Source organism: Ewingella sp. AOP8-B2-18 (assembly GCF_052376015.1).
In the GTDB taxonomy this organism is placed as follows: domain Bacteria; phylum Pseudomonadota; class Gammaproteobacteria; order Enterobacterales; family Enterobacteriaceae; genus Ewingella; species Ewingella allii.
This window is the reverse complement of the sequence record NZ_JBQSVB010000002.1, coordinates 493,906-516,964: the sequence shown is the minus strand read 5'-3', so window position 1 is coordinate 516,964 and position 23,059 is coordinate 493,906. Positions and strand designations below refer to the sequence as shown.

The following is a 23,059-nucleotide window of genomic DNA, read 5'->3' as shown; positions in this document are numbered from 1 at the left end:
AGGTTTATTTTGCGAAACCAAGCATTAAGCGGGCAAGCGAGGTGGGGAGCAGGAAACAGCAAGAGTAAGCGCCGTTGGGCAAGGTGCCGAGGCGCTTTAAGCAGAATTAGTGCGGCGTGCCGTAGGTGATCTGGCCAATCTGGCAGTTAAGCGTTACCGGATAGGTTTTCTCAGCGCGATTACCGCGCGCTTTCACCGGAACGCTCCAGTTGGCGCTATCGCCCGTAATATTGTCGGGGGAGATCCACACCACCGGCGTTGAGGTGCCGAGCAGTTTTTTATCTTCGTCCCAACGGGTAATACGGTTTTGCAGAAAATCACGTTTTACCAAAGCGGCCACTTCATCCTTGCTGGCATTGTTGCAAGGCGCGATGGTTATGGTGCGACTTTGCTGCTCCGAGGTCTGCGCGGCCTGCGCTGCGCCACTCAATCCTGCTACTGCCACCACTGCGCTAAGAATTAATTTGTTCACGTTTCGACTCCCGAATGCGGATTCTGTCCCTGACCGAACGCTGCATTAAGCGATATCCTTGCTTAATGCAGGGTCATATTTAACAGGCACATGTTAATCTATGACAAGATCATAACACAACGTTAACATGGCGGCGGCGCGAACTTATTTCTCGGCTGCTGGCTTATCGCAGGATAATGGCTTTGCAGCTTTTGCCTTTGATTTTGCCTTCCTGCAAGCGTTGCAGGGCTTTCTTGGCGCTTTTCTGGCGAATCGCTACATAGGCGTGAACCGGGAACATATCGATTTTCCCCACTTCTGCCGCCGTCAGCCCGGCATCACCGGTCAAGGCACCTAAAATATCGCCGGGACGGATCTTGGCTTTACGGCCGCCGTCGATGCACAAGGTCGCCATTTCAGGGTCCAACGCCACGGGCGGTGCAGACATGACCTGCGCGGCAGGCTGCCAAACCACGGCCTGACGGGTGTAATCTTCCAGCGCGTGAACGCGCACCATTTCCTGCGGCGTGACCAGACTCACCGCCAAGCCGCTGGTGCCTGCACGGCCCGTACGGCCTACGCGGTGGACGTGGACTTCCGGATCAAACGACAGCTCGTAGTTGATCACCAGACTCAGCTGTTTGATGTCCAAACCGCGCGCGGCGACGTCGGTTGCCACCAGCACGCGGCAACTGCCGTTGGAGAAACGCACCAACACACGATCGCGGTCGCGCTGTTCCAAATCGCCATTTAGCGCCAGCGCGCTAATGCCCTTGCCTGCCAGTGCTTCGTAAATCTCCTGGCAGTCGCGCTTGGTGTTACAGAACACCACGCAGGAAGCTGGCTGGTGCTGATACAGTACCGCCGTGAGCAGCGCCAGACGCTGGTTGCGGTCGGTTTCAATGAACACTTGTTTGATGTCGGCAATGTCATCTTCGCCTTCAATTTCAACTTTCACCGGCTGACGCTGGAATTTGTTGCTGATGCGCTCGATGCCTTCCGGATAAGTGGCGGAGAACAGCAGGGTTTGGCGATCTTGCGGCGCGTAGCTCACTACGTCTTCGATATCTTCGCTAAAGCCCATATCCAGCATGCGATCCGCTTCGTCCAGCACCAGCACCTTCAGCTGATCCAGCTTAAGCGTGCCTTTACGCAGGTGCTCCTGAATACGGCCCGGCGTGCCGACGATGATATGCGCGGGATGCACCAGAGACTCAAGCTGAGGTCCGATGGCCTGGCCGCCGCACAGGGTCAAAATTTTAATGTTCTGGGTGAAGCGTGCCAGACGGCGTAGCTCTTTGCTGACCTGATCGGCCAGTTCACGGGTTGGACAGAGCACCAGCGACTGGGTCACGAATTGCCCGACGGTGATTTTATCCAGCAGCCCGATGCCAAACGCGGCCGTTTTACCGCTGCCCGTTTTGGCTTTGGCGCGGACGTCCTGCCCTTGCAGGATAGCCGGTAAAGACGCGGCCTGAATGGGGGTCATTTCGGCATAACCCAGCTCGGACAAGTTAGATAGCTGCTCGGCGGGCAGTGGCAGGACGGAGAATGAATGCGTGCTCAAGGCGATAACTCTTTATATAAGGCAGAAAATTCGGGGCAGCGACGGAAAAAACGGCGCCATGATTTGGGCTAAATGATAACAGAGAGACGGCCTGCCCGCCTTACTCAGCGAACGTCATGCACAAAAAAACCCGCACTAGGCGGGTTTTTCATGCTGTGCAGCGACAGATTGTCTGTCACTGCCCCGAGGTCAAGACGCTCAGGCGTTTTTGCTGTAAGACTTACAGTGCAACAACGTTAGCAGCGGACGGGCCACGTGGGCTGTCCTGAATGGTGAACTCAACGTTCTGACCTTCGGCCAGCGTTTTGAAACCATCGCTGTTAATTGCGGAGAAATGCACGAAAACGTCTTTAGAACCGTCGGCCGGAGTGATGAAACCGAAACCTTTGCTTTCGTTGAACCACTTGACCTGACCAGTTAACTTACTCATTTTTATATCCTTTACTATTTTAAAAGCATCCGCCTCGATCGCGAATGCAGTGACATTAACGCATATTCAGCCGCCTCACGCAAATCGCACTCTTTGCCGCGCAATCGTTTTCGTCGCCTTTTTTTTCCGTTATAATGCGCCCGAACTGCTCACAGGGCGGCGAATTTGGCCTATGAATGCGCCATCAGCACACCTTTTCAACCACCACAGATCTGGGTACGAAGCTATGTTAACCATTGGTACTGCACTGCGCACCGGCGCGACTCGCGTCATGTTATTGGGTTCCGGCGAGTTGGGTAAAGAAGTCGCCCTTGAATGCCAGCGTCTTGGTCTGGAAGTGATTGCCGTTGACCGCTATGCCGATGCTCCCGCCATGCAGGTTGCCCATCGTAGCCACGTGATCAACATGCTCGACGGCGAGGCGCTGAAGCAGGTTATTGAGAGCGAACGCCCTGATTTCATCGTGCCTGAGATTGAAGCTATCGCCACCAGCATGCTGGTCGAATTAGAAAAACTGGGCCACAACGTGGTGCCGACCGCCGAAGCCACGCGCCTGACTATGAACCGCGAAGGCATTCGCCGTCTGGCCGCTGAAACCCTAAAGCTGCCAACTTCTACCTATAAATTTGCCGACGACGAAGCCGCTTTCCGCGCCGCCGTCGATGAAATTGGCTATCCGTGCATCATCAAGCCGGTAATGAGTTCCTCCGGCAAAGGCCAGAGCCTGATCCGCAGCGAAGCGACATTACAGCAGGCGTGGGACTACGCCCAACAGGGTGGTCGTGCCGGTGGCGGTCGCGTGATTGTGGAAGGTCTGGTGAAGTTTGATTTCGAAATTACCCTGCTGACCATCAGCGCGGTGGACGGCATTCACTTCTGCGCGCCAATCGGCCATCGTCAGGAAGATGGCGACTACCGCGAATCCTGGCAGCCGCAGCAAATGAGCGAGCTGGCGCTGCAACGCGCCAAAGATATCGCCGAAAGCGTGGTGAAAGCCTTAGGTGGCAAGGGTTTGTTCGGGGTTGAGCTGTTTATCTGCGGCGATGACGTGGTGTTCAGCGAAGTCTCCCCGCGTCCTCACGATACCGGCATGGTGACTCTGATTTCTCAGGACTTGTCAGAATTCGCCCTGCACGTGCGCGCCTTCCTCGGCCTGCCAATCAGCCAGATTCGCCAGTTCGGCCCGTCGGCTTCTGCGGTGATTTTGCCAGAGCTGACCAGCAACAACGTCACCTTCAGCGGGCTGGAAAATGCTTTAGTTGGCTCGAATCAGGTTCGTCTGTTCGGTAAGCCAGAAATTAGCGGCAAACGCCGTCTGGGCGTGGCGCTGTCTATCGGCGACAGCGTTGAAGAAGCCGTCGAAACGGCCAAGAAAGCCGCGGCGGCGGTGGTGGTTAAGGGCTAAACCTTTTTCTGCTGATGTTTAATGCAAAAAAACCGGGCCTGCGAAGAACCCGGTTTTTTTATCTCTTGCGCCCGGCTTCTCAGCCCGGCTCGGCATTATTCGTCTTCGTCATCAAAAATAACGGTAACGCGATCGCCCTGATGCTTGGTGCGGATTTCATCCGCCACCGTGGCAATGGCTTCGCCGCTGCTCATGCCGTCGGCCATCAATTGGCGGATACGGTCGGCGGCCTGTTCCTGTTCGCTATGTGAAAGTGAAGGCATACCTGTCAGCATGGGAGTGTCCTGTTTCTGGGTCATGAGGGAAATACGGTCAGCAATGTCGCCATTCAAGCGCCATTACAACGTGAAGGACCGCCAGTATACTCCTTCTTGCTGCATTGGCCTATGCAGCTTTCAGGGGCGTAAATCTATGTTAGGATCGCCCCCCTGTTCCAGCCCATTCGTCAGACATCGTGAAGCCATCCATGCAGCCTGCCCAGACTTACCGTTTACATACGCTCCCTTACCATCCTGACGCCCTGCTGGCGCGGTTCGCGCCGCTCTCTGCTCAGCCGTGGGCCATGCTGCTGCACTCCGGCTCGGCGGATCACGCCCATAATCGCTTTGATATTTTGGTCGCCGATCCGTTGATTCGGCTGACCACCCGTGGCGACAGCACGGAGATTGCCAGCGCGACAGGCACTCAGGTGAGCGACGCGGATCCTTTTCTGCTTATAGAGCAGCAGTTGCAGCACTCAGGGCTGCGGGCCGAGTCGCGCGAAGATCTGCCGTTTCTCGGCGGCGCGCTGGGGCTGTTCGGCTATGATTTGGGCCGTCGCGTGGAAAGCCTGCCGAACCTTGCCGAGCAGGACATTCAGCTGCCCGACATGGCGGTAGGCATTTATGACTGGGCGCTGATTGCCGACCACCAGTTGCAGCGCCTGACGCTGGTGTGCCACGGCGACATTCAGCAGCGTCTGGCTTGGCTTGAATCTCAGACCCCGGCGGCGGAAAGCAGCGAATTTACGCTGCACGGCAACTGGCAGGCCAACATGAGCCGCGAGCAGTATGGCGCGAAGTTCCGCCAGATTCAGGAGTACCTGCACAGCGGCGACTGCTACCAAATCAATCTGGCGCAACGTTTTTCCACCCGCTATTCCGGGGACGAGTGGCAAGCCTTCCTGACGCTGAACGCCGCTAACCGTGCCCCCTTCTCAGCCTTTATTCGTCTGCCGGACAACGCTGTGCTGAGCCTCTCGCCGGAGCGTTTCCTGTGGCTGGAGAACCAGCGCGTGCAGACGCGCCCGATCAAAGGCACCCTGCCGCGCTTAGCCGATCCGCAGGCCGATGCCCAACAGGCGCTGCGCCTCGCGGCGTCAGAGAAGGATCGCGCGGAGAATCTGATGATTGTCGATTTGCTGCGTAACGACATCGGACGCGTCGCTACGCCCGGCAGCGTCCGAGTGCCGGAACTGTTCGTGGTCGAGCCATTCCCGGCGGTACATCACTTAGTCAGCACCATCACCGCCGACCTCCCGGCGGCGTGCCACGGCAGTGATTTGTTACGCGCCTGCTTCCCCGGCGGCTCTATTACCGGCGCGCCAAAAGTCCGCGCCATGCAAATTATTGAGGAGCTGGAGCCTCATCGCCGTAACGCCTATTGCGGCAGCATCGCCTATATTAGTTGTTGTGGCACGATGGACAGCAACATAACTATTCGCACGCTATTGACCGAGGGCGATCACATTTATTGCTGGGCGGGCGGTGGTATTGTGGCGGACAGCGTAGAACAGGCGGAATATCAGGAGACTTTCGACAAAGTGGCCCGAATTCTGCCCCAACTGGGAGAACCTAAGCATTGATGAGCCTTGAAAAAGCGACCGAGATGCCGCGTTATTCACCTGCGGTAGAAGAGTTCGTGCGCCGTTTCCAACTACAACTCCCGGCCTCTGCGCCAGCCAAGGTGACGGGGAAACGTCAGGCGGCGGTGCTTATTCCGATCATCTGCCGCGAGCAGCCGACGCTGCTGCTCACCCGCCGCTCTGACCGCCTGCGCAAGCACGCCGGGCAGGTCGCCTTCCCCGGCGGCGCGGTGGATGCCTCGGACTCTTCTATTATCTTCACCGCGCTGCGTGAAGCTCAGGAGGAGGTGGCCATCCCCTACGGCGACGTCAACGTGCTCGGCACGCTGGCCCCGCTCGACAGCAGCACGGGTTTTCAGGTCACGCCGGTGGTCGGGCTGCTGCCGGTAGATGTGCCGCTGCACCCCTGCGAAGACGAAGTGGCCGAGCTGTTCGAGATGCCGCTGGAAGAGGCGTTTAACCTGTCGCGCTATCACCCGCTGGATATCCACCGCGCCGGTACTCACCATCGCGTTTACCTTTCCTGGTATCAGCAGCAGTTCGTTTGGGGGCTGACCGCCGCCATTATTCGCCGTCTGGCGGAGCAAATTCGCGCCTAATTCCCTCTTTTGATGTGGCCATAATTTACACATTGGTCACATTTCGGCATCAAATTACTTTATTTCATGCGAAAAAAGCCACTTTAGGTCACAGGGCCTTTTACACTGTGTGTTAAGTCCGGAATAAAACTGCGATAATCCACTACTAAAGATTAATTAAACAGTAAATCTATCCGGGCATGGTGCACATGACAGTGCCATCGGCCAAAACAGGAGTATTCAACGTGATTAGCGTTTTCGACATGTTCAAGGTCGGTATTGGTCCTTCCAGCTCCCACACGCTGGGGCCGATGAAAGCGGGCAAACAGTTTGTGGATGACCTGCTCGAAAAAGGCATGATGGCCGACGTCACTCGCGTTGCGGTAGATGTCTATGGCTCGCTGTCGCTGACGGGTAAAGGACACCATACTGATATCGCCATTATCCTCGGGTTAGCGGGCAACAAGCCTGACACCGTGGACATCGATGGCATTCCGCACTTCATTCGCGATGTCGAGCAGCGCCGCCGTTTGCCGCTGGGCGACACCCACCACGAAGTCGATTTCCCGCAGGACACCGGCATGGTGTTCCGCAATGAAAATCTCTCCAAACACGAAAATGGCATGCAGATCCACGCTTTTGCGGGCGACAAGCTGCTGTACAGCAAAACCTACTACTCCGTCGGCGGTGGTTTTATCGTCGATGATGAGCATTTCGGCCAGCCGGTACTGGATCAGGTCACCGTGCCTTACGCCTTTAACTCGGCGAGCGAAATGCTGGCGAAGTGCAAAGAGACAGGCCTGTCGCTGTCTGCGCTGATGATGAAGAACGAGCTGGCGCAGCACAGCAAGCAGGATATTGAGCTGTATTTCGAAAATATCTGGCAGACCATGAAGGCCTGTATCGATCGCGGGTTGAACACCGAAGGCGTGCTGCCGGGGCCGCTGCGCGTGCCGCGTCGCGCTCCTGCCCTGCGCCGGATGCTGGTGTCCAACGATAAGCTCTCCAATGACCCGATGAACGTCATTGACTGGGTGAATATGTTCGCGCTGGCGGTCAATGAAGAAAACGCCGCCGGTGGCCGCGTGGTGACGGCGCCGACCAACGGCGCCTGCGGTATCGTGCCGGCGGTTTTGGCCTATTATGACCAGTTCATTGAATCCGTTAGCCCAGACATCTATTTGCGCTACTTCCTCACTTCCGGCGCTATCGGTATTCTGTACAAGATGAATGCCTCTATCTCCGGTGCGGAAGTGGGCTGTCAGGGTGAAGTGGGCGTGGCCTGCTCAATGGCGGCTGCCGGTCTGGCGGAACTGCTCGGCGGTAGCCCGGAGCAGGTATGCGTGGCGGCGGAAATCGGCATGGAACACAACCTCGGCCTGACCTGTGACCCGGTAGCCGGGCAAGTGCAGGTGCCTTGTATCGAGCGTAATGCGATTGCATCGGTGAAAGCGATTAACTCGGCGCGTATGGCCCTGCGCCGCACCAGCGAGCCTCGCGTTTCTCTGGATAAAGTGATCGAAACCATGTACGAAACCGGCAAAGACATGAATGCCAAATACCGCGAAACCTCGCGGGGTGGTTTGGCCATCAAAGTACAGTGTGATTAACCTGCCTCAACGCTGATAGTTACCCCGGCCGCCCTCGGTTTTATGCAGTAATACCGAGAGGCGGCCGCATGAAATCTGCCCTTCAGTAAACTCCACAGCCATTTGTTCTCTATTAACAGAAACCCCCTGTAATATCAGGAAAAACTCATTTCACCCTCTTGCATTCTCCGCGGCTGCTACGGCATTCTGCGTTATTACTGAAACACGTGTTACGTCAGCTATTCTGGTTCACCAACCCATAAAACGAATAAGCCGCTATCTTCGATGGTGGACATGATAAGGGCATTCATCCGTGACAACGTCACTTTCGCGCATTTTGTCGGAATTTGAGGAGCAGTAGTATGCCTTTTTCACCGATAGCGCTCGCAAAATATCGCTCCTACCGCGTTGCCTTCGCCGCCGCGATTGGCCTTTTCGCCCTGATCATGACGCTAGGTATTCGCATTTGCGAACAGAGCCGGGCCATCAGTTTGAATCAGCAGCGGCTGGCAAATCACACAGTGCAAAAACTGGAGAACCTTCTACAGCCTGCAACAAAAGTTTCGTTTGGCGACTTTATCGTGGCGGGTACCGGCTGCGCTCAGCAGCAAATCGGTTTGCAGCGCGCCGTGGCGAGAATTCAAACCCTGCGCGCCATTGCCTTGGTGGTAAATGGCAAAATCGTCTGTTCGAGCCTCGCGGGTGCGCTACAGGTGGACTTCAACCAGCTACTGCCCGAACTGGCGTTAGGCAACAAGCGGGTGCAGCTGCGCTACTCGATCATGACGCCAGAAAGCATCCCGACGCTGGTGCAGTGGCAGCCGTTAGAAAACGATAATCGCAACGGCGTGCTGTTTGTCTATAACATCGGCATTCTGGGGAATTTCCTGCTAGAGCCGCAGCCGCCTTACGCCAATCGCATCGTGCTTAACGTGCTCAATCAGAGCCTGGAATACGACAAAAACCACATTGTGCCGCGCAGCAAGCTCGGCGGTGATGAAGTGGTGCAGGCCTATTCCACCCATAATGATTTCTCCATTTCGCTGTATGGCGATACCGCCACCACCATTGCCTGGGGCGACCTCCCTTCTCACCTGCCCCTATCACTGCTTATCAGCCTGCTGGTCGCCATCGCCACCTATTTGCTGTCCGCCAGCCGCCTCAGCCTGGGTTATCCGATTAGCCATGCTATCTCCCACCGCGAGTTTCAGGTCTATTGCCAGCCAATCATAAATAGCGCCAATGGCACCTGCGTCGGGGTTGAAACCCTGATGCGCTGGAAGAACCGCCGCCAGGAGTGGGTGTCGCCCGAGCTGTTCATCCCGCTGGCCGAGCAGCATGGGTTAATTATTCCGCTGACGCGCTACCTGCTGCGACAGGTGAGTGAGAACCTGCACCTTTTTCCGCCACGCGAAGACTTCTACATCAGCGTCAATGTCGCTGCGCAGCACTTCCACAATATGGAAATCATTGATGACGTCCGCGATCTCTGGCTTTCCGCCAAGCCCGACGTCTCGCTGATGCTGGAGCTGACCGAGCGCACCCGACTGCAGGAGCTGAGCGCGCAGCATATAGCCAAGCTAAAAGCCATGGGAGTGATGCTGGCGATTGACGATTTCGGCACCGGACACAGCTCGCTGAGCTACCTCAAGGCACTGAATCCTGACGTGTTGAAGATTGACCGCGCCTTTACCGCTTCCATTGGCACTGACGCCATTAACGCCACGGTGACTGACACCATCATTACGTTGGCCCATCGCCTGAAGCTGAAACTGATTGCCGAAGGGGTGGAGACGCTGGAGCAGGCCAACTACCTGCGCGAGCGCCAGGTGGATGCGCTACAGGGTTTTTACTTCGCCCGTCCGATGCCGATAGATATCTTCCCGCAGTGGCTTGAACGCTATGAGCAGAACAATCAACTGGCCGCGCCATTTTCCTTCTAAGGAGGATTTTGGGCTGGGCAGAATAGAAAACGGCGACCGAAGTCGCCGTTTTTATTGCTGAATCACCCTGACAGGTTATTCGGCCTCGTGCCAATCATGCTCAGATTTAATCTTGGTTATCTTCACGCGCTCAATACGGTACTCGGCGAGTTCGATAATTTCGAATTTCAGCGGCGGGATCTCAATGATTTCCCCCACTTCAGGCATCTGTCCCGACTGGGCTAACAGCAGACCGGCCAACGAGGCGTAGTCGTCAGTGGGGCTGACCAGCTCGTAGGTGTCGAGGATCTGCTGCAAGAGGTGCAAATCGGTGCCACCCTTGGCAATCCAGCCGTCGCCATCGACGACCACGTCTGGGGTTTCATCCTCGTCCGGGAACTCACCGGCAATGGCTTCCAGCACGTCCAAAGGCGTGACCAGCCCTTGCACCACGCCAAATTCATTGCTGACAATCACCAAACGGCCTCTCGCACGGCGCAGAACCGACAACAGGTTGATGACGTCGATAGTTTCCGGCACCACGATTGGCGCAGTCTTTTCGGCAAAGGCGACAATGTTTTCGCCGTTTTCCAACGCCACCAGCAGGTCTTTAGCGCGCACCACGCCAATCACGTCATCCAGCGAGTGGCGACAGATTGGGAACAGGCTGTGCGGCGTGTCCATCAGCTGCATGCGGATTTCCGCCGGAGAGCGTTCGCAGTCGACCCACGAGATATCCGCGCGCGGCGTCATGATGCTGCGCAGAGAGCGCGAAGCCAGCGTCAGGACGCCGCTAATCATGTGGCGCTCTTCTTCGGCGAAGGTTTCTTGGTTCGGCAGCGTCTGACGTTGATCGTCTTCTTCTTCATGACGGTGGCTTTTGCCCCCCATCAGGCGATGGATCGCCTCGGCCGTGCGTTCACGCATTGGACGATTCGACTGGCTCTTGAGGAAGTTGCGACGCGCGATTTGGTTGAACAATTCGATAAGAATCGAGAAACCAATGGCGGCGTACAGGTAACCTTTCGGAATATGGAAACCAAAACCTTCCGCTATCAGGCTAAGACCAATCATCAGCAGGAAGCTCAGACAGAGCACCACTACCGTCGGGTGATTGTTCACAAAGCGCGTCAGCGACTTGGAGGCCAGCAGCATCACGCCCATGGCGATCACCACCGCGGTCATCATCACTGCAAGGTTATTCACCATACCGACGGCGGTGATCACCGCGTCGAGGGAGAATACCGCGTCGAGCACCACTATTTGCGCCACCACCGACCAGAAACTGGCGTAACCGCGGTTATTACCGCCGTGGCTTTGCTGCCCTTCCAACCGCTCATGCAGTTCAGTCGTGGCTTTAAATAGCAGGAATATCCCCCCCAGCAGCAGGATCAGGTCGCGCCCGGAGAAACTAAATTGCGCGATGCTGAACAGCGGCGTGGTGAGTTTCACCATCCATGAAATCAGTGACAGCAGGCCGAGGCGCATAATTAGCGCCAGTGACAGGCCGATAATACGGGCCTTGTCGCGCTGCTTTGGCGGCAGCTTGTCAGCCAGGATGGCGATGAAAACCAGGTTGTCGATGCCGAGAACAATTTCCAGCACGACCAGTGTCAGTAGACCGACCCAAATCGATGGGTCCATTAAAAATTCCATATTAGGCCCCGTGATTTACAGAATGAGAAAAAAGACGCAAGACGTTCCCGCCAGAGCTGGTCCGGTGGTTGAGATCAGTGGTGATCTGAGTAAACGATTTCAATGCGGCATTAATCCGACCTGAATAGGCGAAATTGCCGGAATACTGAGAAAAGAAGGAAAAAGAGGATAAGTGACGTCGGTGACAGTCCATAGGGAGGGCTGAGGCCCGATACTCCTGTGCAATTATTGGGAAAGCAACTCTATCAGGAATCATTTATTCGGAAAAGAATGTTTTTGGCTCCAGAGTATTCCACTTCCACTATGCTGTTTTTGTATGCAATGACATAACTCATTCATCATACGTCGTTCAATAGCAGACAGTCGTCACATAATTTATTTTTTCACACACTAAAATAAATCCGGTCGCACAACCTGTTGAGGTTCTGCAATGCACGCTTCTTGTTGTTTATCAGAAATTAAAGACTGAAAAGCACGAAGGTTCTGAGTCATCTCTCAATGGACCGCGCGCAAGAACAGCAACATTCGTCACGGGTAACAAAAGTGTCGAATTTAATGAGCACCCACACTTATGTGCATAACCTTAAGGGTTAACAGAGGAGGTAGCGAGTGAGTATTGCTATTATCATCGGCACGCATGGGTCAGCAGCCGAACAGCTGCTGAAAACGGCGGAAATGATTTTAGGCGAACAGGATAACGTCGCCTTTATTGATTTCGTTCCCGGCGAAAATGCTGAAACATTAATTGAGAAATACACGGCAAAACTGGGTGGACTTGATACCAGCAGCGGCGTGCTCTTCTTAGTAGATACCTGGGGTGGCAGTCCGTTTAATGCCGCCAGCCGAATTGTCGTCGACAAAGAGAATTATGAAGTGGTCACTGGGGTGAATATCCCTATGCTGGCGGAAACCTTCATGGCGCGTGACGACAACCCTTCGTTTGCTGAACTGGTCGCCATTGCGGTGGAAACCGGGCGTGTTGGCGTGAAAGCGCTGAAAACTCCTGAACCAGAAACAGAAACAGCCGCTGTTCAACCTGTGGCTTCGGCACCTAAAGCGGCCGCGCCAGCGCGTCCAACAGGCCCGAATGATCACATGAAAATTGGCCTGGCTCGCATCGATGACCGTTTAATTCACGGTCAGGTTGCGACACGCTGGACCAAAGAAACCAACGTTAACCGCATCATCGTCGTCAGTGACGAAGTAGCCGCCGACCATGTCCGTAAGACATTGTTGACGCAGGTTGCTCCTCCTGGCGTGACGGCGCACGTCGTCGATGTGGCTAAAGCCATTCGCGTTTACGACAACCCAAAATATGCCGGCGACCGCGTTATGCTCTTATTTACCAACCCGACAGATGTTCTGCGCGTTGTTGAAGGTGGGGTAAATATTACGTCGGTTAACATTGGTGGTATGGCATTCCGTCAAGGTAAAACTCAGGTTAATAACGCCGTTTCCGTCGATGAAAAAGATATTGAAGCTTTCAAGCAATTGAACGCCAAGGGTATCGAGCTTGAGGTGCGTAAAGTCTCTTCTGACAGTCGCCTGAAGATGATGGATCTCATTAATAAAATGAATTAATAAACTCAGCGAATTAAAGCGACAGATTTTTAACAAATAATCTGTTTCTGATGAGCTTATTTTACTCAGAGTCCTTTTGTCATAGGAGAAGTGCAATGGAGATCACCACACTACAGATTGTGCTGATATTTATTGTTGCATGTATTGCGGGGATGGGTTCCATCCTTGATGAATTCCAGTTCCACCGTCCTTTAGTGGCTTGTACCTTAATCGGTTTTGTTCTTGGTGATGTTAAAACCGGGATCATCATCGGTGGTACGCTGGAAATGATTGCCCTTGGCTGGATGAATATCGGTGCGGCAGTAGCGCCCGATGCCGCCCTCGCCTCCATCATTTCAACCATCCTGGTTATTGCCGGTGGTCAGTCGGTTGGCGCGGGTATTGCCCTTGCTATCCCACTGGCAGCGGCGGGTCAGGTTCTTACCATCATCGTTCGTACCATCACCGTTGCCTTCCAGCACGCGGCTGACAGTGCGGCAGAACGCGGCAACCTGCGCGCTATCTCCTGGATCCACGTTTCGGCGTTGGTACTCCAAGCGATGCGTATCGCCATCCCTGCCGTGATCGTTGCCGTGTCTGTTGGTACCGAAGTGGTTCAGGAAATGCTGGCATCTATCCCTGCTGTTGTGACCAACGGTCTGAACATTGCGGGCGGTATGATTGTGGTCGTCGGTTATGCGATGGTCATCAACATGATGCGCGCCGGTTACCTGATGCCGTTCTTCTACCTCGGTTTCGTCACCGCTGCTTTCACCAACTTCAACCTGGTTGCCCTGGGTGTGATTGGTGTGGTTATGGCAGTGCTGTACATCCAGTTGAGCCCGAAATACAACAAGTCTGCGCAAGCGGCTGGGCCAGCACAGGGTGTTAACGATCTCGATAACGAATTAGATTAAGGGTGAGAGAAATGGTTGATCAAACTGCAGTTAGCCAAACTCCTGAAAAGAAACTAACGCCAGGCGACATTCGCGGTGTGTTCATGCGTTCGAACCTGTTCCAGGGTTCATGGAACTTTGAACGTATGCAGGCACTGGGTTTCTGTTATTGCATGGTTCCGGCCATTCGTCGTCTCTACCCAGAGAACAACGATGATCGTAAAGCGGCCATCAAACGCCACTTAGAGTTCTTTAACACCCATCCTTACGTTGCGGCACCTGTTCTGGGCGTAACGTTGGCGATGGAAGAGCAGCGTGCCAACGGCGCACCTATCGACGACGCGGCCATCAACGGCCTGAAAGTCGGTCTGATGGGTCCATTGGCTGGCGTGGGTGACCCAATCTTCTGGGGTACTGTTCGCCCGGTATTCGCCGCCCTTGGCGCGGGTATCGCGATGAGCGGCAGCCTGCTGGGCCCACTGCTGTTCTTCGTCCTGTTTAACCTTGTACGCCTGCTGACTCGCTACTACGGCGTGGCATATGGCTACAAAAAAGGTGTCGATATCGTTAACGATATGGGCGGCGGCTTCCTGCAAAAACTGACCGAGGGGGCGTCAATTCTCGGCCTGTTTGTCATGGGGGCCTTGGTTAACAAGTGGACGCACGTCAACATACCGCTGGTGGTGTCGACCATTACCGACCAAACCGGTAAAACCACGGTGACTACCGTTCAGACCATTCTCGACCAGCTGATGCCGGGTCTGGTTCCACTGCTGCTGACCTTCGGCTGTATGTGGCTGTTACGCCGTAAAGTTAACGCCTTGTGGATCATCATTGGCTTCTTCGCCATTGGTATCTTCGGTTACTGGATTGGCCTGTTAGGTCTTTAAGTAATCACTAAGCCGGGGGAGCCTATCCCCCGGCTTTTTTATGCTTTCACGCTGGAGAAGTTTGCATGTCCCTCACTGATATCGTCCTCGCCGTCTTCGCCCTTCTGCTTCTGGCCTACGCCATTTACGACGAATTCCTGATGGGATCTAACAAAGGGAAAACGCTGCTGCGCGTCAACCTGCGCCGCCGTAACAAGATTGATTGCATTATCTTTATTGGCTTGCTGGCCATCCTGCTTTATAACAATGTGAATGCTCAGGGCACACCGATCACCAACTACTTATTAATAGGTCTGGCGCTGATTGCTTTCTATATCTCGTTTATCCGCTGGCCAAAAATGTTGTTTAAATCGACAGGCTTTTACTACGCCAATGCATTTATCACCTATGACCGAATCAAATCCATGAATCTCTCAGAGGATGGCGTTTTAGTGATCGAACTGGAACAACGCAAGCTGTTAATAAGGGTGAGCCAGTTAGACGACTTGCAGAACATCTATAATTTAATGATTGAACATCAATAAGTTACGTAATTTATGCTATTGGCTATATTTAATAGCATTATATTTAAATAACGCCAATTACCCGTAGAGTTGTTATTGATGTTTAATTCCACAATTTGTAAGTTTATTATCCAATCAATATGATCAGTGCGGGTACTTAATGAAAATCATTATCTTTGAGAATGCTAAACCCTAAATTATTTGTTGTTGTTATCAATTAAAATATTATGTTAAGGTTGCGCCGTCATTTGGGGAGTAGCCGGTTTTTGCATCCATTGTCTTGCACAATAGATGTGAAAACGCTCGTATCAACATACTCGTTTTGAAATAAAACGTGGTGCGAGCAGCCGTGAGGTTGGCGAGACCATAGACGCGTAGCTCCGTCGTAAGGTTGGGGGTGGGTTACGTGTATATGGAAACACCCGGCCGAGGTAACACTCGTGAACTTATCCGCAACACTGATTCTGGCTTTCGGCATGTCGATGGACGCATTTGCGGCGTCGATAGGCAAAGGCGCCAGCCTACACCGCCCTCACTTTCGTGAAGCACTGCGCACCGGTTTAATCTTTGGCATCATTGAAGCTATCACCCCGCTGATTGGTTGGGGCATTGGCTTGGTCGCCAGCAAATATATTATGGCGTGGGACCACTGGGTCGCCTTCACCCTGCTGTTCATTCTGGGCGCGCGCATGATTCTGGAAGGTTTGAAGAATAAACAGCAGGAAGAGGCCACCGCGCAAAGCCGCCACGGCTTTTGGATTTTGGCCGCCACCGCCATTGGCACCAGCCTAGATGCTATGGCCATCGGCGTCGGCTTGGCTTTCCTGCAGGTGAATATTATCCATACCGCGCTGGCTATCGGGCTGGCCACCACCCTCATGGCGACCATCGGCATTCTCTTAGGACGCTTTATCGGCCCGCTGTTAGGGCGCTGGGCCGAAGTGCTGGGTGGCGTGGTGCTGATTGGTATTGGCTGCAACATCCTGCTGGAGCACTTAGGCTATCTGAGCTGAGAAGCCTATTAGGCGCGGCGATGCACTCTAATGAGGAAGTCGGTTTCACAGGAGAACGACGTCTCAGCCAGCAACGCCGCTTTAACTTCTTCGGTGGCCCGCCACGCAAAGGGCGTCATCTGCAATAGATCAAAAGCTTCGGCACCCTTCAACTTCATTGGATACGCCAGCGTCTCCTGACTCACCCGCTCAAAGCCTTCCAGCCGTTCATCCAACTCGGCGTGCAGTTGCACTTGCGAATAGATAAGCCCTTTCAGCTGGTATAAATGACGCGGCCCCGGCGCGACGGTCAGCACCAGCCCGCCGGACTTAACGGCGCGATATAGCTCTTCTGCCTTGCACGGCGCATAAATACGCAGCACGGCGTCAAGCGACTGGTCGGCAAACGGCAGGCGGTGGCTCGACGCTACGCAAAAGTTCACCTCACGATAGCGTTTGGCGGCGTTGCGAATGGCCACTTTGGCGACGTCCAAACCATACACCTCGATCCTGCGCTGCTCGCTCAAACGACGCGCCACCTCGGCGGTGTAATAGCCTTCACCACAGCCGATGTCCAACAGCGTCGAGGCCTCTGCCGGCAGCGCCTCGTTCAGCCGCTGCGCCACAAGATCGCGCAAAGGCTGGTAATGTCCAGCGTCGAGGAACCGGCGGCGCGACTCCATCATCTCCGGGCTGTCCCCCGGCTGCTTCGAACGCTTATGCTGTACGGGCATCAAATTGACATAGCCTTCTTTGGCATGATCAAACTGATGATTTTGCGGGCAGCGCCACTGGCGATCGTTAAGCGTAAGTAACTGATGGCAAAGAGGACATTGATAACTCATGAAGATCCTAAAGGGAATTCGCGGTGCCCGCAGGCAGAATGCCGCCAAGTCTAAAGAACGCACCCGAGAGTTGCAACCGCTGGCATGGAAAGGAAAAACCCAGCTACACTGAGCCTTCGACGTTTTACTTATTTGACGTGGTTTATATGACTGACATTTCGGCGTTACTCAGCCAGATACCTGGGATCCGCCACGGCTTCGGCGGCAAGCGCGCTCTAATCCCCGAGATTTTAGCCGAGTTTGAACCGACCCGGCCGCAGAAAAAGCAGGTCCACGGTACCCGCATCGTGGATATCATCCAGCCCGCCCAGCCCTGTGGCGAAGCTGACGGCTTCTATACTTCCCATCCCGGCATTCTATTAACCGTGTTTAGCGCCGACTGCCTGCCGCTAATTTTCAGCCGTCGGGACGGTCGCCGCGTGGGCGTGGTGCATGCCGGTTGGCGTGGGCTAAAGGCGGGCATTATTGAGAAAATGGCCGAACGCATTAATCAAGACGGCAGCGTGGAGGATTGGGTGGTATCAATCGGCCCGGCGGCGCGCGCCTGCTGTTATGAAGTCAGCCAAGAGCTGGTGGATGAGTTTTTGCGCGACCTGGACCTGCCGCCCGCGCTGATCTCCCCTTCCCCGCGCCATCTCGACTTAGCGGCCATTGCTCAGGCCAAGCTTGAGTATTTAGGCTTTGGCGCCATTGACCATTCCGGCGGCTGCACCATCTGTAGTACCGAGCTGGACGGAAGCTATACCTACACCAGTTTTCGCCGCAACACCCACCAGCGGGCCAAAGACCCAACGCATCCGGGGATCAGTGGTCGCAATCAGCAATCGGGCATTATGATTTTGCCTGAGTGACGCGGCCTCAGATCGCAGATACAAAAAAACCCGCACATGGCGGGTTTTTTTCACAGCTGATGCTGCTTAGACTGGAGTTACATCAACAGCAGATGGGCCTTTCTGGCCATCTTGAATTGAGAACTCAACGTTCTGGCCTTCAGCCAGAGTTTTGAAGCCGTTGCCCTGAATGGCAGAGAAGTGTACGAATACGTCTTTGCTGCCGTCAGCAGGAGTGATGAAACCGAAGCCTTTAGACTCGTTGAACCACTTAACCTGACCTTTAATCTTTGCCATCTTGAGTATTTCCTTTGGATTGTTTAAAGCCGCCTATTGGCGTTACATAGACAAACTAGAGTCGTTACTGCTTGAGGCACTAAGATATAAATCGGCAGAGAAGCAGCGTTCAACGATAACGTTTTTACTCAAGTCTTCTTTACTGAAAATGCCACACATATACAGAACCGTACCTCGTTTTACCCATATGCGTTATCACATAAACTGATTTCGATGGCAAGCCATTTTTAATCAGTGATGGACGTGTCGCACATATTTGAGCCGGTTAAAGCCGGTAGCCGTTTGGCTAAGCTGAAATATGTTGATAGACATGCTTTTTTCTGCTTAACAGGGAAGCCTGTCTTTGATTCAAAACAATAACGACTAGCCCTGATTATTGCTCATTTAATGGCGATCGGTAAGCGTAAAAGACAACTTTATTTGAATTTTTATCTTTTAAGATATGCCATGAAGTACTGAGAGGACTGCGCCGCAACGCTCGTTACTGATTGGTTATGCATTCACCAAAATGGGCGCACTTGAAGACCGTGGTGCGTTTCATTGGTTCGTCCGTAATCTATTGCACCGCAAGCGAGCAAACAATTTTATTTCAACTAATAACGCTGCCTTATTAGTTGGAATAATTTCAGCCGCCCATAGCGCCATGGTCAATATGGCAATAGCGCCTGTTTCTACTATTTAACATTATGATGAAATAATAATGACCGGATGGTTAAATTACTGTTGATTATATAACCACAGTTAATTTAAGTATGTTTAAACTCGAAACTGGATTTCTATTTTAATAAACCCTTTACAGTGATCGTCATCACGATTCCATTTTCTATTTGGGTAGAAAACGAGAGCTAAGAGACATTTTCAGCGTTTCACCGGTTTTAGCCTCTGCCCCGTAGGCGGCTCGGCAGCAAGGCGCTGGGCCTATGGCGATGTTATCGGGCGGGGGAAATGACCATCAGCCATGACGGGAGGATAGCCTCCCGTCAATAAGCGTTAATACTGTACCTATTTCACTCAGGCAGAATGCTCTGCCCAATTTTCAAGGGATAAAAACGCGCGGCGATTTCTGCATTGTTTTGCGTGGCCTGGGCTAATTCCTGCAAAGGCTCATCCAAAGATTCATCCGCTAATTCAAACACCCCCCAGTGAATTGGCACGGCTTTGCGGCATTTTATTTCTGCGAACACCTCTACCGCCTGCTGCGGGTCCATATGCTGCGCACTCATGAACCATCGTGGTGCATAGGCGCCAACTGGGATCGCCGCCAGATCGAAAGGCCCCAGCTTATCGCCAATAACTTTGAATTGATTGCTATAACCACTGTCGCCGGAGAAGTAGAAACGCAGGTCGGCGCTGGTGACCACCCAGCCACACCAGAGCGAGCGATTTCGGTCCCACAGGGTTCTCATACTCCAGTGGCGGGCGGGCACCGCGTGGAAAGTCAACCCGCCAAAGCTGTGCTCCTGCCACCAGTCCAGCTCGGTGACGTGGCGCGCGCCCTGGCGTATCAGCCAACGCTTCATGCCCAGCGGCACAATAAACGCCAGCTCGGGGAAGCGGCGTAGCAGCCGTTTAATGGTCGGCTTATCCAGATGATCGTAGTGATTGTGCGACAGCAGCACATAATCGATGTGCGGCAAATCCGCGACGTCGGCGCTCACCGGCGTCTTACGTTTTGGGCCGTAGAATTTCAACGGCGAGGCGCGAGCAGAGAGCACCGGGTCCATCAGCACGGTTTTCCCCGCAATCCGTAACAGCAGACAGGCATGGCCGAGGAACCACAGGCGATCTTCGCGGCCGCTAAACTCGGCCTTCTGCCACCACTGGGAAATAAAATGCTCATAGCCACGGCGCGGCGGCTTGGGTAACTGCTGCTCTTTGCGCTCGCGCTGCCAGCGCTTGAGATCGCCGTCCTGTCGATTATGAGGTTCAGGATTGGTAAACCCTTCCGGCGTATGGTGCGGCTTAGACGCATCATAATAGGGATTTTTAATAGCCATAACGTTCCTTCAAATTACGCAGACAGCTTACTTATGGGAAGTAAAAACCGCGATGAAGGCTAGCCTCATCGCGGTTTGGGTGTGAATAAACAGTAGTATGTACAAAGTTTTACTGCAACATCCGTGACAGGACTTTACTCAGGCAGCTTCTGCACAAAGTTTGGTGAGATTTCTGGCTCCAATCATAAGGGTAGCAACGTAAGATTGCCGGCGGGTAACCACTTCTACCGCCACACGAGAGTCTTTGTATTTGATGAGGTACGTTGAGGGCCAGCCCTGGCGTCGCGTGCCGTAGGCTTTTTCATGACTATCGATGGCTGCATGGGCAACCACCAGATGGGAGAGATTTTTATCACCTTTAATGATGCGCTTCATAATGGACTCCGCCTTAGACACAACTGTCAAAATGAGGAAACATTAATCACTTGATACGCATCGCTTCGCGCGATGCTTATTCGAATCACTTCTTTGCAACTTTGTTACAGAATGAGTATCTCTGCGCTTTTTATTGCGCGCAAGTTTTACTTAACAAGAAACAAACCATCGCAGCACGCAGTGGTCGGTGACTATCGGCATGCCAATGCCCCTGCTCGCTTTGGATTTGCGCGGACCAGCGGGTATCTCCCGGCCGTTCAGTGGCATTAAGGCTAATTTTATTGGCACAAATAATCGGCCAGGCATCGGAAGGGTTGTTGCAGTAGTCTTTACCTTTGACGCCGCCGTAGGGATACCATTTGTCAGGCTCTTCGCCCGTCAGTAAGGCAATATTGTGGTTCAGCTCGCTGTCGTTCTCTTCAGACCATTTAATCATCGTCATTCCATCGGGTATCGTTGTTGCCCTGAGACTACGACAGAAATAAGACAGTTTTATGAAAGCCAAATCGGAAACAAAGAAAAGCCCGCAGGTAGTAACACCGGCGGGCTTGGGTGAGATCAAAAGCATCAATCCAAACGCTTATCTTTCGGGGATAAAGCCCCGCAGGCTGAGCACGGAATCCTCTTCCTCAGGCTCTTGAGGGGTTGGCCCTTTAACCTGCGCAGCAAGAATTTTTAACAGCTCCGTTTGTTGGCGCTGCTGTTCAGCGATTTCCTGTAAAAGCTGAATTTGCTGATTAGCTCTGACGCTGGCGCGGTTAACCACAAACCACAGCAGCAAAAATAGCAAAATAAACAAAACACACAGCACCAATGAGGCCAGGCTGGATTGGCCCATTGCGAGATCGAACATTGACAACCCTACAGCTAAATTTTAACGAGCACGTATCTTACCATTCCGCTGAAAGCTGGGAAGAGCCCATCCCAAAAACTCGCCATTTTTAGCGGTCTGGGCGGGAAAACTACCAGGGGATGAAGGATGTCACCGCGCAGACACCGAGTTCAAAGTTTCCACCTTGATCGCAGTAGCTGTTCAATGCCAGAAGATAGAGCGCGATGCAGATAACCAAGAGAACTAAAATCAGGCTAAGTTTCTTCAGGTTAAAGAAAGATCGTTTCGGTTTTATGGTCGGTTTCTTCCGGTTGGTATCGGGTTTATCAGAGCTCAACGTCAGCATCCAACACTTAATGATTCATAAAGTGATGCTACGCCACGAACCTTAAACAAAATATTAACAACCCCGCCCCTATCCACATAAGCAGCACATATTACTAAGTCAGAAGCATTGATTCTAGGAATACACTGTATTTTTACACTGCCCATAGCGACGAGATCCTTCTTACATCTATACTTATCAACACCCTGAGACTCCTCAGGGAGTACAAAAAGGAAGGCAGCAAATGGGTGCGATTAAAGCCATTATTGTTTTGGTGATTATTTATGCAATTTTTCTCTTCTCAGGTTATGGCGTTACCGTGGGAAGCAGCGAAAATGCGGCAGGATTGGGCCTGAAGTGTCAGTATTTAACGGCGCGAGGTATTGTTGATTCACAGTATCTGCATACCGATAGCGGCATCGTTGGCGTGGCCAAGTGCCCGATATTCAAGCAAATAGATGAAGTGGTCGACAAAAAATAGTCGCGCCGTACAGCGAAATAGCGTTAATAGAATGCCCACCAAGGTGGGCATTTTTTTGCCTGACGCCCATCAACAGCCTGACGACTAGCTGTCGTGCTTGGTGAATTTCAGGTCAATCAGCGCGATAGCTTTTTCGATGGCGCGCTTGGTGACGGGATCCGCGCCCGCCGGATGGCGTGAAAAATCGATGCTTTTCAGCTGGTGCGACATCTTGTCGCGCACTTCGGTCGGCGCAATGACGTCAATCACATCCAAAATCTGCTTAATGACCAGCTGACAGGCGACTAAGTCAGACGCGTACTCTTGTTCTTGGGTTAAAAGCTCGGACATGGGAATTCCTCTTGGCATGCACGCAATGTAGGCGCACTTGGCTAAAAAATTTGGCCGCCAGAATAGCATGTCGCGTCACTTATTTTATCCCGACGGTGCTCATCTGCGTTGAGAATGAGCGGAATGTTTAAATTCTCAGCAATCAGGTCAGCCCGGCTGTGGTTATCGCTGCATATCTTCTATGCTTGATGAAGCGGAGCAAAAAGGAGAGGTTATGTTCGCGCTTGTATTGACCATTTGCTATCTCGGTGGTGGCTGTGATGATCTGGCTATCGATGCCTTTGATACCAAACAACAATGCATGGCCGCTATGCGCCAGGAGGGTTTGCGCCACGCCGGATGCTACCCATTGGAAGATTTTATCGACGGCTACTATCTGCCCGCCCGAGAGAATGCTGACTTTTAGAGGGTGATCACACTATATTGTCCTGTTCTTGTAACAGCTCTAACATAAATCTGACATAT

At 53.2% G+C, this 23,059-nt stretch carries 27 protein-coding genes and 1 riboswitch; of the genes, 13 read left to right on the top strand and 14 right to left on the bottom strand.

The window, feature by feature from the left end:
- Window positions 1-106 precede the first annotated feature (106 nt).
- The 3 genes from yebF to cspE (ACT3RR_RS06620) all read right to left on the bottom strand — a co-directional run bounded on the left by yebF (window position 107) and on the right by cspE (ACT3RR_RS06620) (window position 2,448).
- A complete protein-coding gene (gene yebF, locus ACT3RR_RS06630; RefSeq protein WP_496199981.1) occupies window positions 107-472 on the bottom strand; it encodes a protein YebF in 366 nt (121 codons plus the stop codon).
- A 163-nt stretch (window positions 473-635) separates the two neighbouring features.
- Window positions 636-2,018 (bottom strand): ATP-dependent RNA helicase DbpA, encoded by a 1,383-nt coding sequence (gene dbpA / locus ACT3RR_RS06625; protein ID WP_496199980.1) that lies wholly within the window; start codon window positions 2,016-2,018, stop codon window positions 636-638.
- A gap of 220 nt (window positions 2,019-2,238) precedes the next feature.
- Window positions 2,239-2,448: a transcription antiterminator/RNA stability regulator CspE gene (gene cspE / locus ACT3RR_RS06620; RefSeq protein WP_034791273.1), complete on the bottom strand. Its 210-nt coding sequence runs from the start codon at window positions 2,446-2,448 to the stop codon at window positions 2,239-2,241.
- A 226-nt stretch (window positions 2,449-2,674) separates the two neighbouring features.
- On the opposite strand from cspE (ACT3RR_RS06620), the gene purT reads away from it, so the two are divergent.
- Window positions 2,675-3,853 carry a formate-dependent phosphoribosylglycinamide formyltransferase gene (gene purT, locus ACT3RR_RS06615; RefSeq protein ID WP_496199979.1) on the top strand — a complete coding sequence of 393 codons (1,179 nt, stop codon included), beginning with the start codon at window positions 2,675-2,677 and terminating at the stop codon, window positions 3,851-3,853.
- Between the two features lie 95 nt (window positions 3,854-3,948).
- Here purT and ACT3RR_RS06610 read toward each other — a convergent pair whose 3' ends face one another.
- Window positions 3,949-4,128, bottom strand: a complete 180-nt coding sequence (locus ACT3RR_RS06610; protein ID WP_034791275.1) for a YoaH family protein — start codon at window positions 4,126-4,128, stop codon at window positions 3,949-3,951.
- A 191-nt stretch (window positions 4,129-4,319) separates the two neighbouring features.
- Here ACT3RR_RS06610 and pabB point away from each other — a divergent pair, with 191 nt between their 5' ends.
- From pabB to ACT3RR_RS06590, 4 genes are all read left to right on the top strand, one after another.
- Window positions 4,320-5,696 carry an aminodeoxychorismate synthase component 1 gene (gene pabB / locus ACT3RR_RS06605; RefSeq protein WP_496199978.1) on the top strand — a complete coding sequence of 459 codons (1,377 nt, stop codon included), beginning with the start codon at window positions 4,320-4,322 and terminating at the stop codon, window positions 5,694-5,696.
- Window positions 5,696-6,295 (top strand): CoA pyrophosphatase, encoded by a 600-nt coding sequence (locus tag ACT3RR_RS06600; protein WP_353502493.1) that lies wholly within the window; start codon window positions 5,696-5,698, stop codon window positions 6,293-6,295. Before pabB ends, ACT3RR_RS06600 begins: the two co-directional genes overlap by 1 nt.
- A gap of 224 nt (window positions 6,296-6,519) precedes the next feature.
- Complete coding sequence (locus tag ACT3RR_RS06595) at window positions 6,520-7,884, top strand: L-serine ammonia-lyase (RefSeq protein WP_034791278.1); 1,365 nt, start codon at window positions 6,520-6,522, stop codon at window positions 7,882-7,884.
- A gap of 341 nt (window positions 7,885-8,225) precedes the next feature.
- Complete coding sequence (locus ACT3RR_RS06590; RefSeq protein ID WP_353502494.1) at window positions 8,226-9,806, top strand: EAL domain-containing protein; 1,581 nt, start codon at window positions 8,226-8,228, stop codon at window positions 9,804-9,806.
- 75 nt (window positions 9,807-9,881) lie between these two features.
- Here the strand turns inward: ACT3RR_RS06590 and ACT3RR_RS06585 are convergent, their stop codons facing one another.
- Window positions 9,882-11,441 carry a TerC family protein gene (locus ACT3RR_RS06585; protein ID WP_496199977.1) on the bottom strand — a complete coding sequence of 520 codons (1,560 nt, stop codon included), beginning with the start codon at window positions 11,439-11,441 and terminating at the stop codon, window positions 9,882-9,884.
- Window positions 11,442-12,050: 609 nt separating this feature from the next.
- Between ACT3RR_RS06585 and manX the strand changes: the two genes are divergently transcribed.
- The 5 genes from manX to mntP all read left to right on the top strand — a co-directional run bounded on the left by manX (window position 12,051) and on the right by mntP (window position 16,303).
- Window positions 12,051-13,022, top strand: coding sequence for a PTS mannose transporter subunit IIAB (gene manX, locus ACT3RR_RS06580; RefSeq protein ID WP_353502496.1), 972 nt, complete (start codon window positions 12,051-12,053; stop codon window positions 13,020-13,022).
- Between the two features lie 95 nt (window positions 13,023-13,117).
- Entirely contained in the window at window positions 13,118-13,918 is an 801-nt protein-coding gene (locus tag ACT3RR_RS06575; protein WP_034791285.1) for a PTS mannose/fructose/sorbose transporter subunit IIC, read from the top strand.
- Window positions 13,919-13,929: 11 nt separating this feature from the next.
- The gene (locus ACT3RR_RS06570) at window positions 13,930-14,787 is read left to right on the top strand and encodes a PTS mannose transporter subunit IID (RefSeq protein WP_353502497.1); all 858 of its coding nucleotides are present in this window, start codon (window positions 13,930-13,932) and stop codon (window positions 14,785-14,787) included.
- A 65-nt stretch (window positions 14,788-14,852) separates the two neighbouring features.
- Window positions 14,853-15,311, top strand: coding sequence for a DUF986 family protein (locus ACT3RR_RS06565; protein WP_496199976.1), 459 nt, complete (start codon window positions 14,853-14,855; stop codon window positions 15,309-15,311).
- Between the two features lie 216 nt (window positions 15,312-15,527).
- Window positions 15,528-15,720, top strand: a riboswitch (yybP-ykoY riboswitch).
- Between the two features lie 10 nt (window positions 15,721-15,730).
- The gene (gene mntP, locus ACT3RR_RS06560) at window positions 15,731-16,303 is read left to right on the top strand and encodes a manganese efflux pump MntP (protein WP_353502499.1); all 573 of its coding nucleotides are present in this window, start codon (window positions 15,731-15,733) and stop codon (window positions 16,301-16,303) included.
- Window positions 16,304-16,311: 8 nt separating this feature from the next.
- Here the strand turns inward: mntP and rlmA are convergent, their stop codons facing one another.
- Entirely contained in the window at window positions 16,312-17,127 is an 816-nt protein-coding gene (gene rlmA, locus ACT3RR_RS06555) for a 23S rRNA (guanine(745)-N(1))-methyltransferase (RefSeq protein ID WP_353502500.1), read from the bottom strand.
- Between the two features lie 146 nt (window positions 17,128-17,273).
- Here rlmA and pgeF point away from each other — a divergent pair, with 146 nt between their 5' ends.
- A complete protein-coding gene (gene pgeF / locus ACT3RR_RS06550; RefSeq protein WP_353502501.1) occupies window positions 17,274-17,978 on the top strand; it encodes a peptidoglycan editing factor PgeF in 705 nt (234 codons plus the stop codon).
- Window positions 17,979-18,044: 66 nt separating this feature from the next.
- Here the strand turns inward: pgeF and cspE (ACT3RR_RS06545) are convergent, their stop codons facing one another.
- The 7 genes from cspE (ACT3RR_RS06545) to ACT3RR_RS06515 all read right to left on the bottom strand — a co-directional run bounded on the left by cspE (ACT3RR_RS06545) (window position 18,045) and on the right by ACT3RR_RS06515 (window position 21,711).
- Window positions 18,045-18,254, bottom strand: a complete 210-nt coding sequence (cspE, locus tag ACT3RR_RS06545; protein WP_353502502.1) for a transcription antiterminator/RNA stability regulator CspE — start codon at window positions 18,252-18,254, stop codon at window positions 18,045-18,047.
- 42 nt (window positions 18,255-18,296) lie between these two features.
- Complete coding sequence (locus tag ACT3RR_RS06540; protein ID WP_353502503.1) at window positions 18,297-18,413, bottom strand: DUF2627 domain-containing protein; 117 nt, start codon at window positions 18,411-18,413, stop codon at window positions 18,297-18,299.
- A gap of 848 nt (window positions 18,414-19,261) precedes the next feature.
- Window positions 19,262-20,251: an MBL fold metallo-hydrolase gene (locus ACT3RR_RS06535; RefSeq protein WP_353502504.1), complete on the bottom strand. Its 990-nt coding sequence runs from the start codon at window positions 20,249-20,251 to the stop codon at window positions 19,262-19,264.
- A 138-nt stretch (window positions 20,252-20,389) separates the two neighbouring features.
- Complete coding sequence (locus ACT3RR_RS06530) at window positions 20,390-20,626, bottom strand: DUF4060 family protein (RefSeq protein WP_353502505.1); 237 nt, start codon at window positions 20,624-20,626, stop codon at window positions 20,390-20,392.
- 130 nt (window positions 20,627-20,756) lie between these two features.
- Complete coding sequence (locus ACT3RR_RS06525; protein WP_353502506.1) at window positions 20,757-21,062, bottom strand: phage protein NinX family protein; 306 nt, start codon at window positions 21,060-21,062, stop codon at window positions 20,757-20,759.
- Window positions 21,063-21,206: 144 nt separating this feature from the next.
- Window positions 21,207-21,479 (bottom strand): YebO family protein, encoded by a 273-nt coding sequence (locus tag ACT3RR_RS06520; RefSeq protein WP_353502507.1) that lies wholly within the window; start codon window positions 21,477-21,479, stop codon window positions 21,207-21,209.
- Window positions 21,480-21,588: 109 nt separating this feature from the next.
- Complete coding sequence (locus ACT3RR_RS06515; protein ID WP_437342034.1) at window positions 21,589-21,711, bottom strand: PhoP/PhoQ regulatory lipoprotein MgrB; 123 nt, start codon at window positions 21,709-21,711, stop codon at window positions 21,589-21,591.
- A 316-nt stretch (window positions 21,712-22,027) separates the two neighbouring features.
- On the opposite strand from ACT3RR_RS06515, the gene ACT3RR_RS06510 reads away from it, so the two are divergent.
- On the top strand, window positions 22,028-22,264 hold the full coding sequence (locus tag ACT3RR_RS06510) for a YobH family protein (RefSeq protein ID WP_034791302.1): 237 nt from the start codon (window positions 22,028-22,030) through the stop codon (window positions 22,262-22,264).
- Between the two features lie 84 nt (window positions 22,265-22,348).
- Here the strand turns inward: ACT3RR_RS06510 and ACT3RR_RS06505 are convergent, their stop codons facing one another.
- Entirely contained in the window at window positions 22,349-22,594 is a 246-nt protein-coding gene (locus tag ACT3RR_RS06505) for a DUF2766 family protein (protein WP_034791303.1), read from the bottom strand.
- Between the two features lie 214 nt (window positions 22,595-22,808).
- Between ACT3RR_RS06505 and ACT3RR_RS06500 the strand changes: the two genes are divergently transcribed.
- Window positions 22,809-23,000, top strand: coding sequence for a YdfD/YebW family protein (locus ACT3RR_RS06500; RefSeq protein ID WP_353502509.1), 192 nt, complete (start codon window positions 22,809-22,811; stop codon window positions 22,998-23,000).
- The last annotated feature ends 59 nt before the right edge of the window (window positions 23,001-23,059 follow it).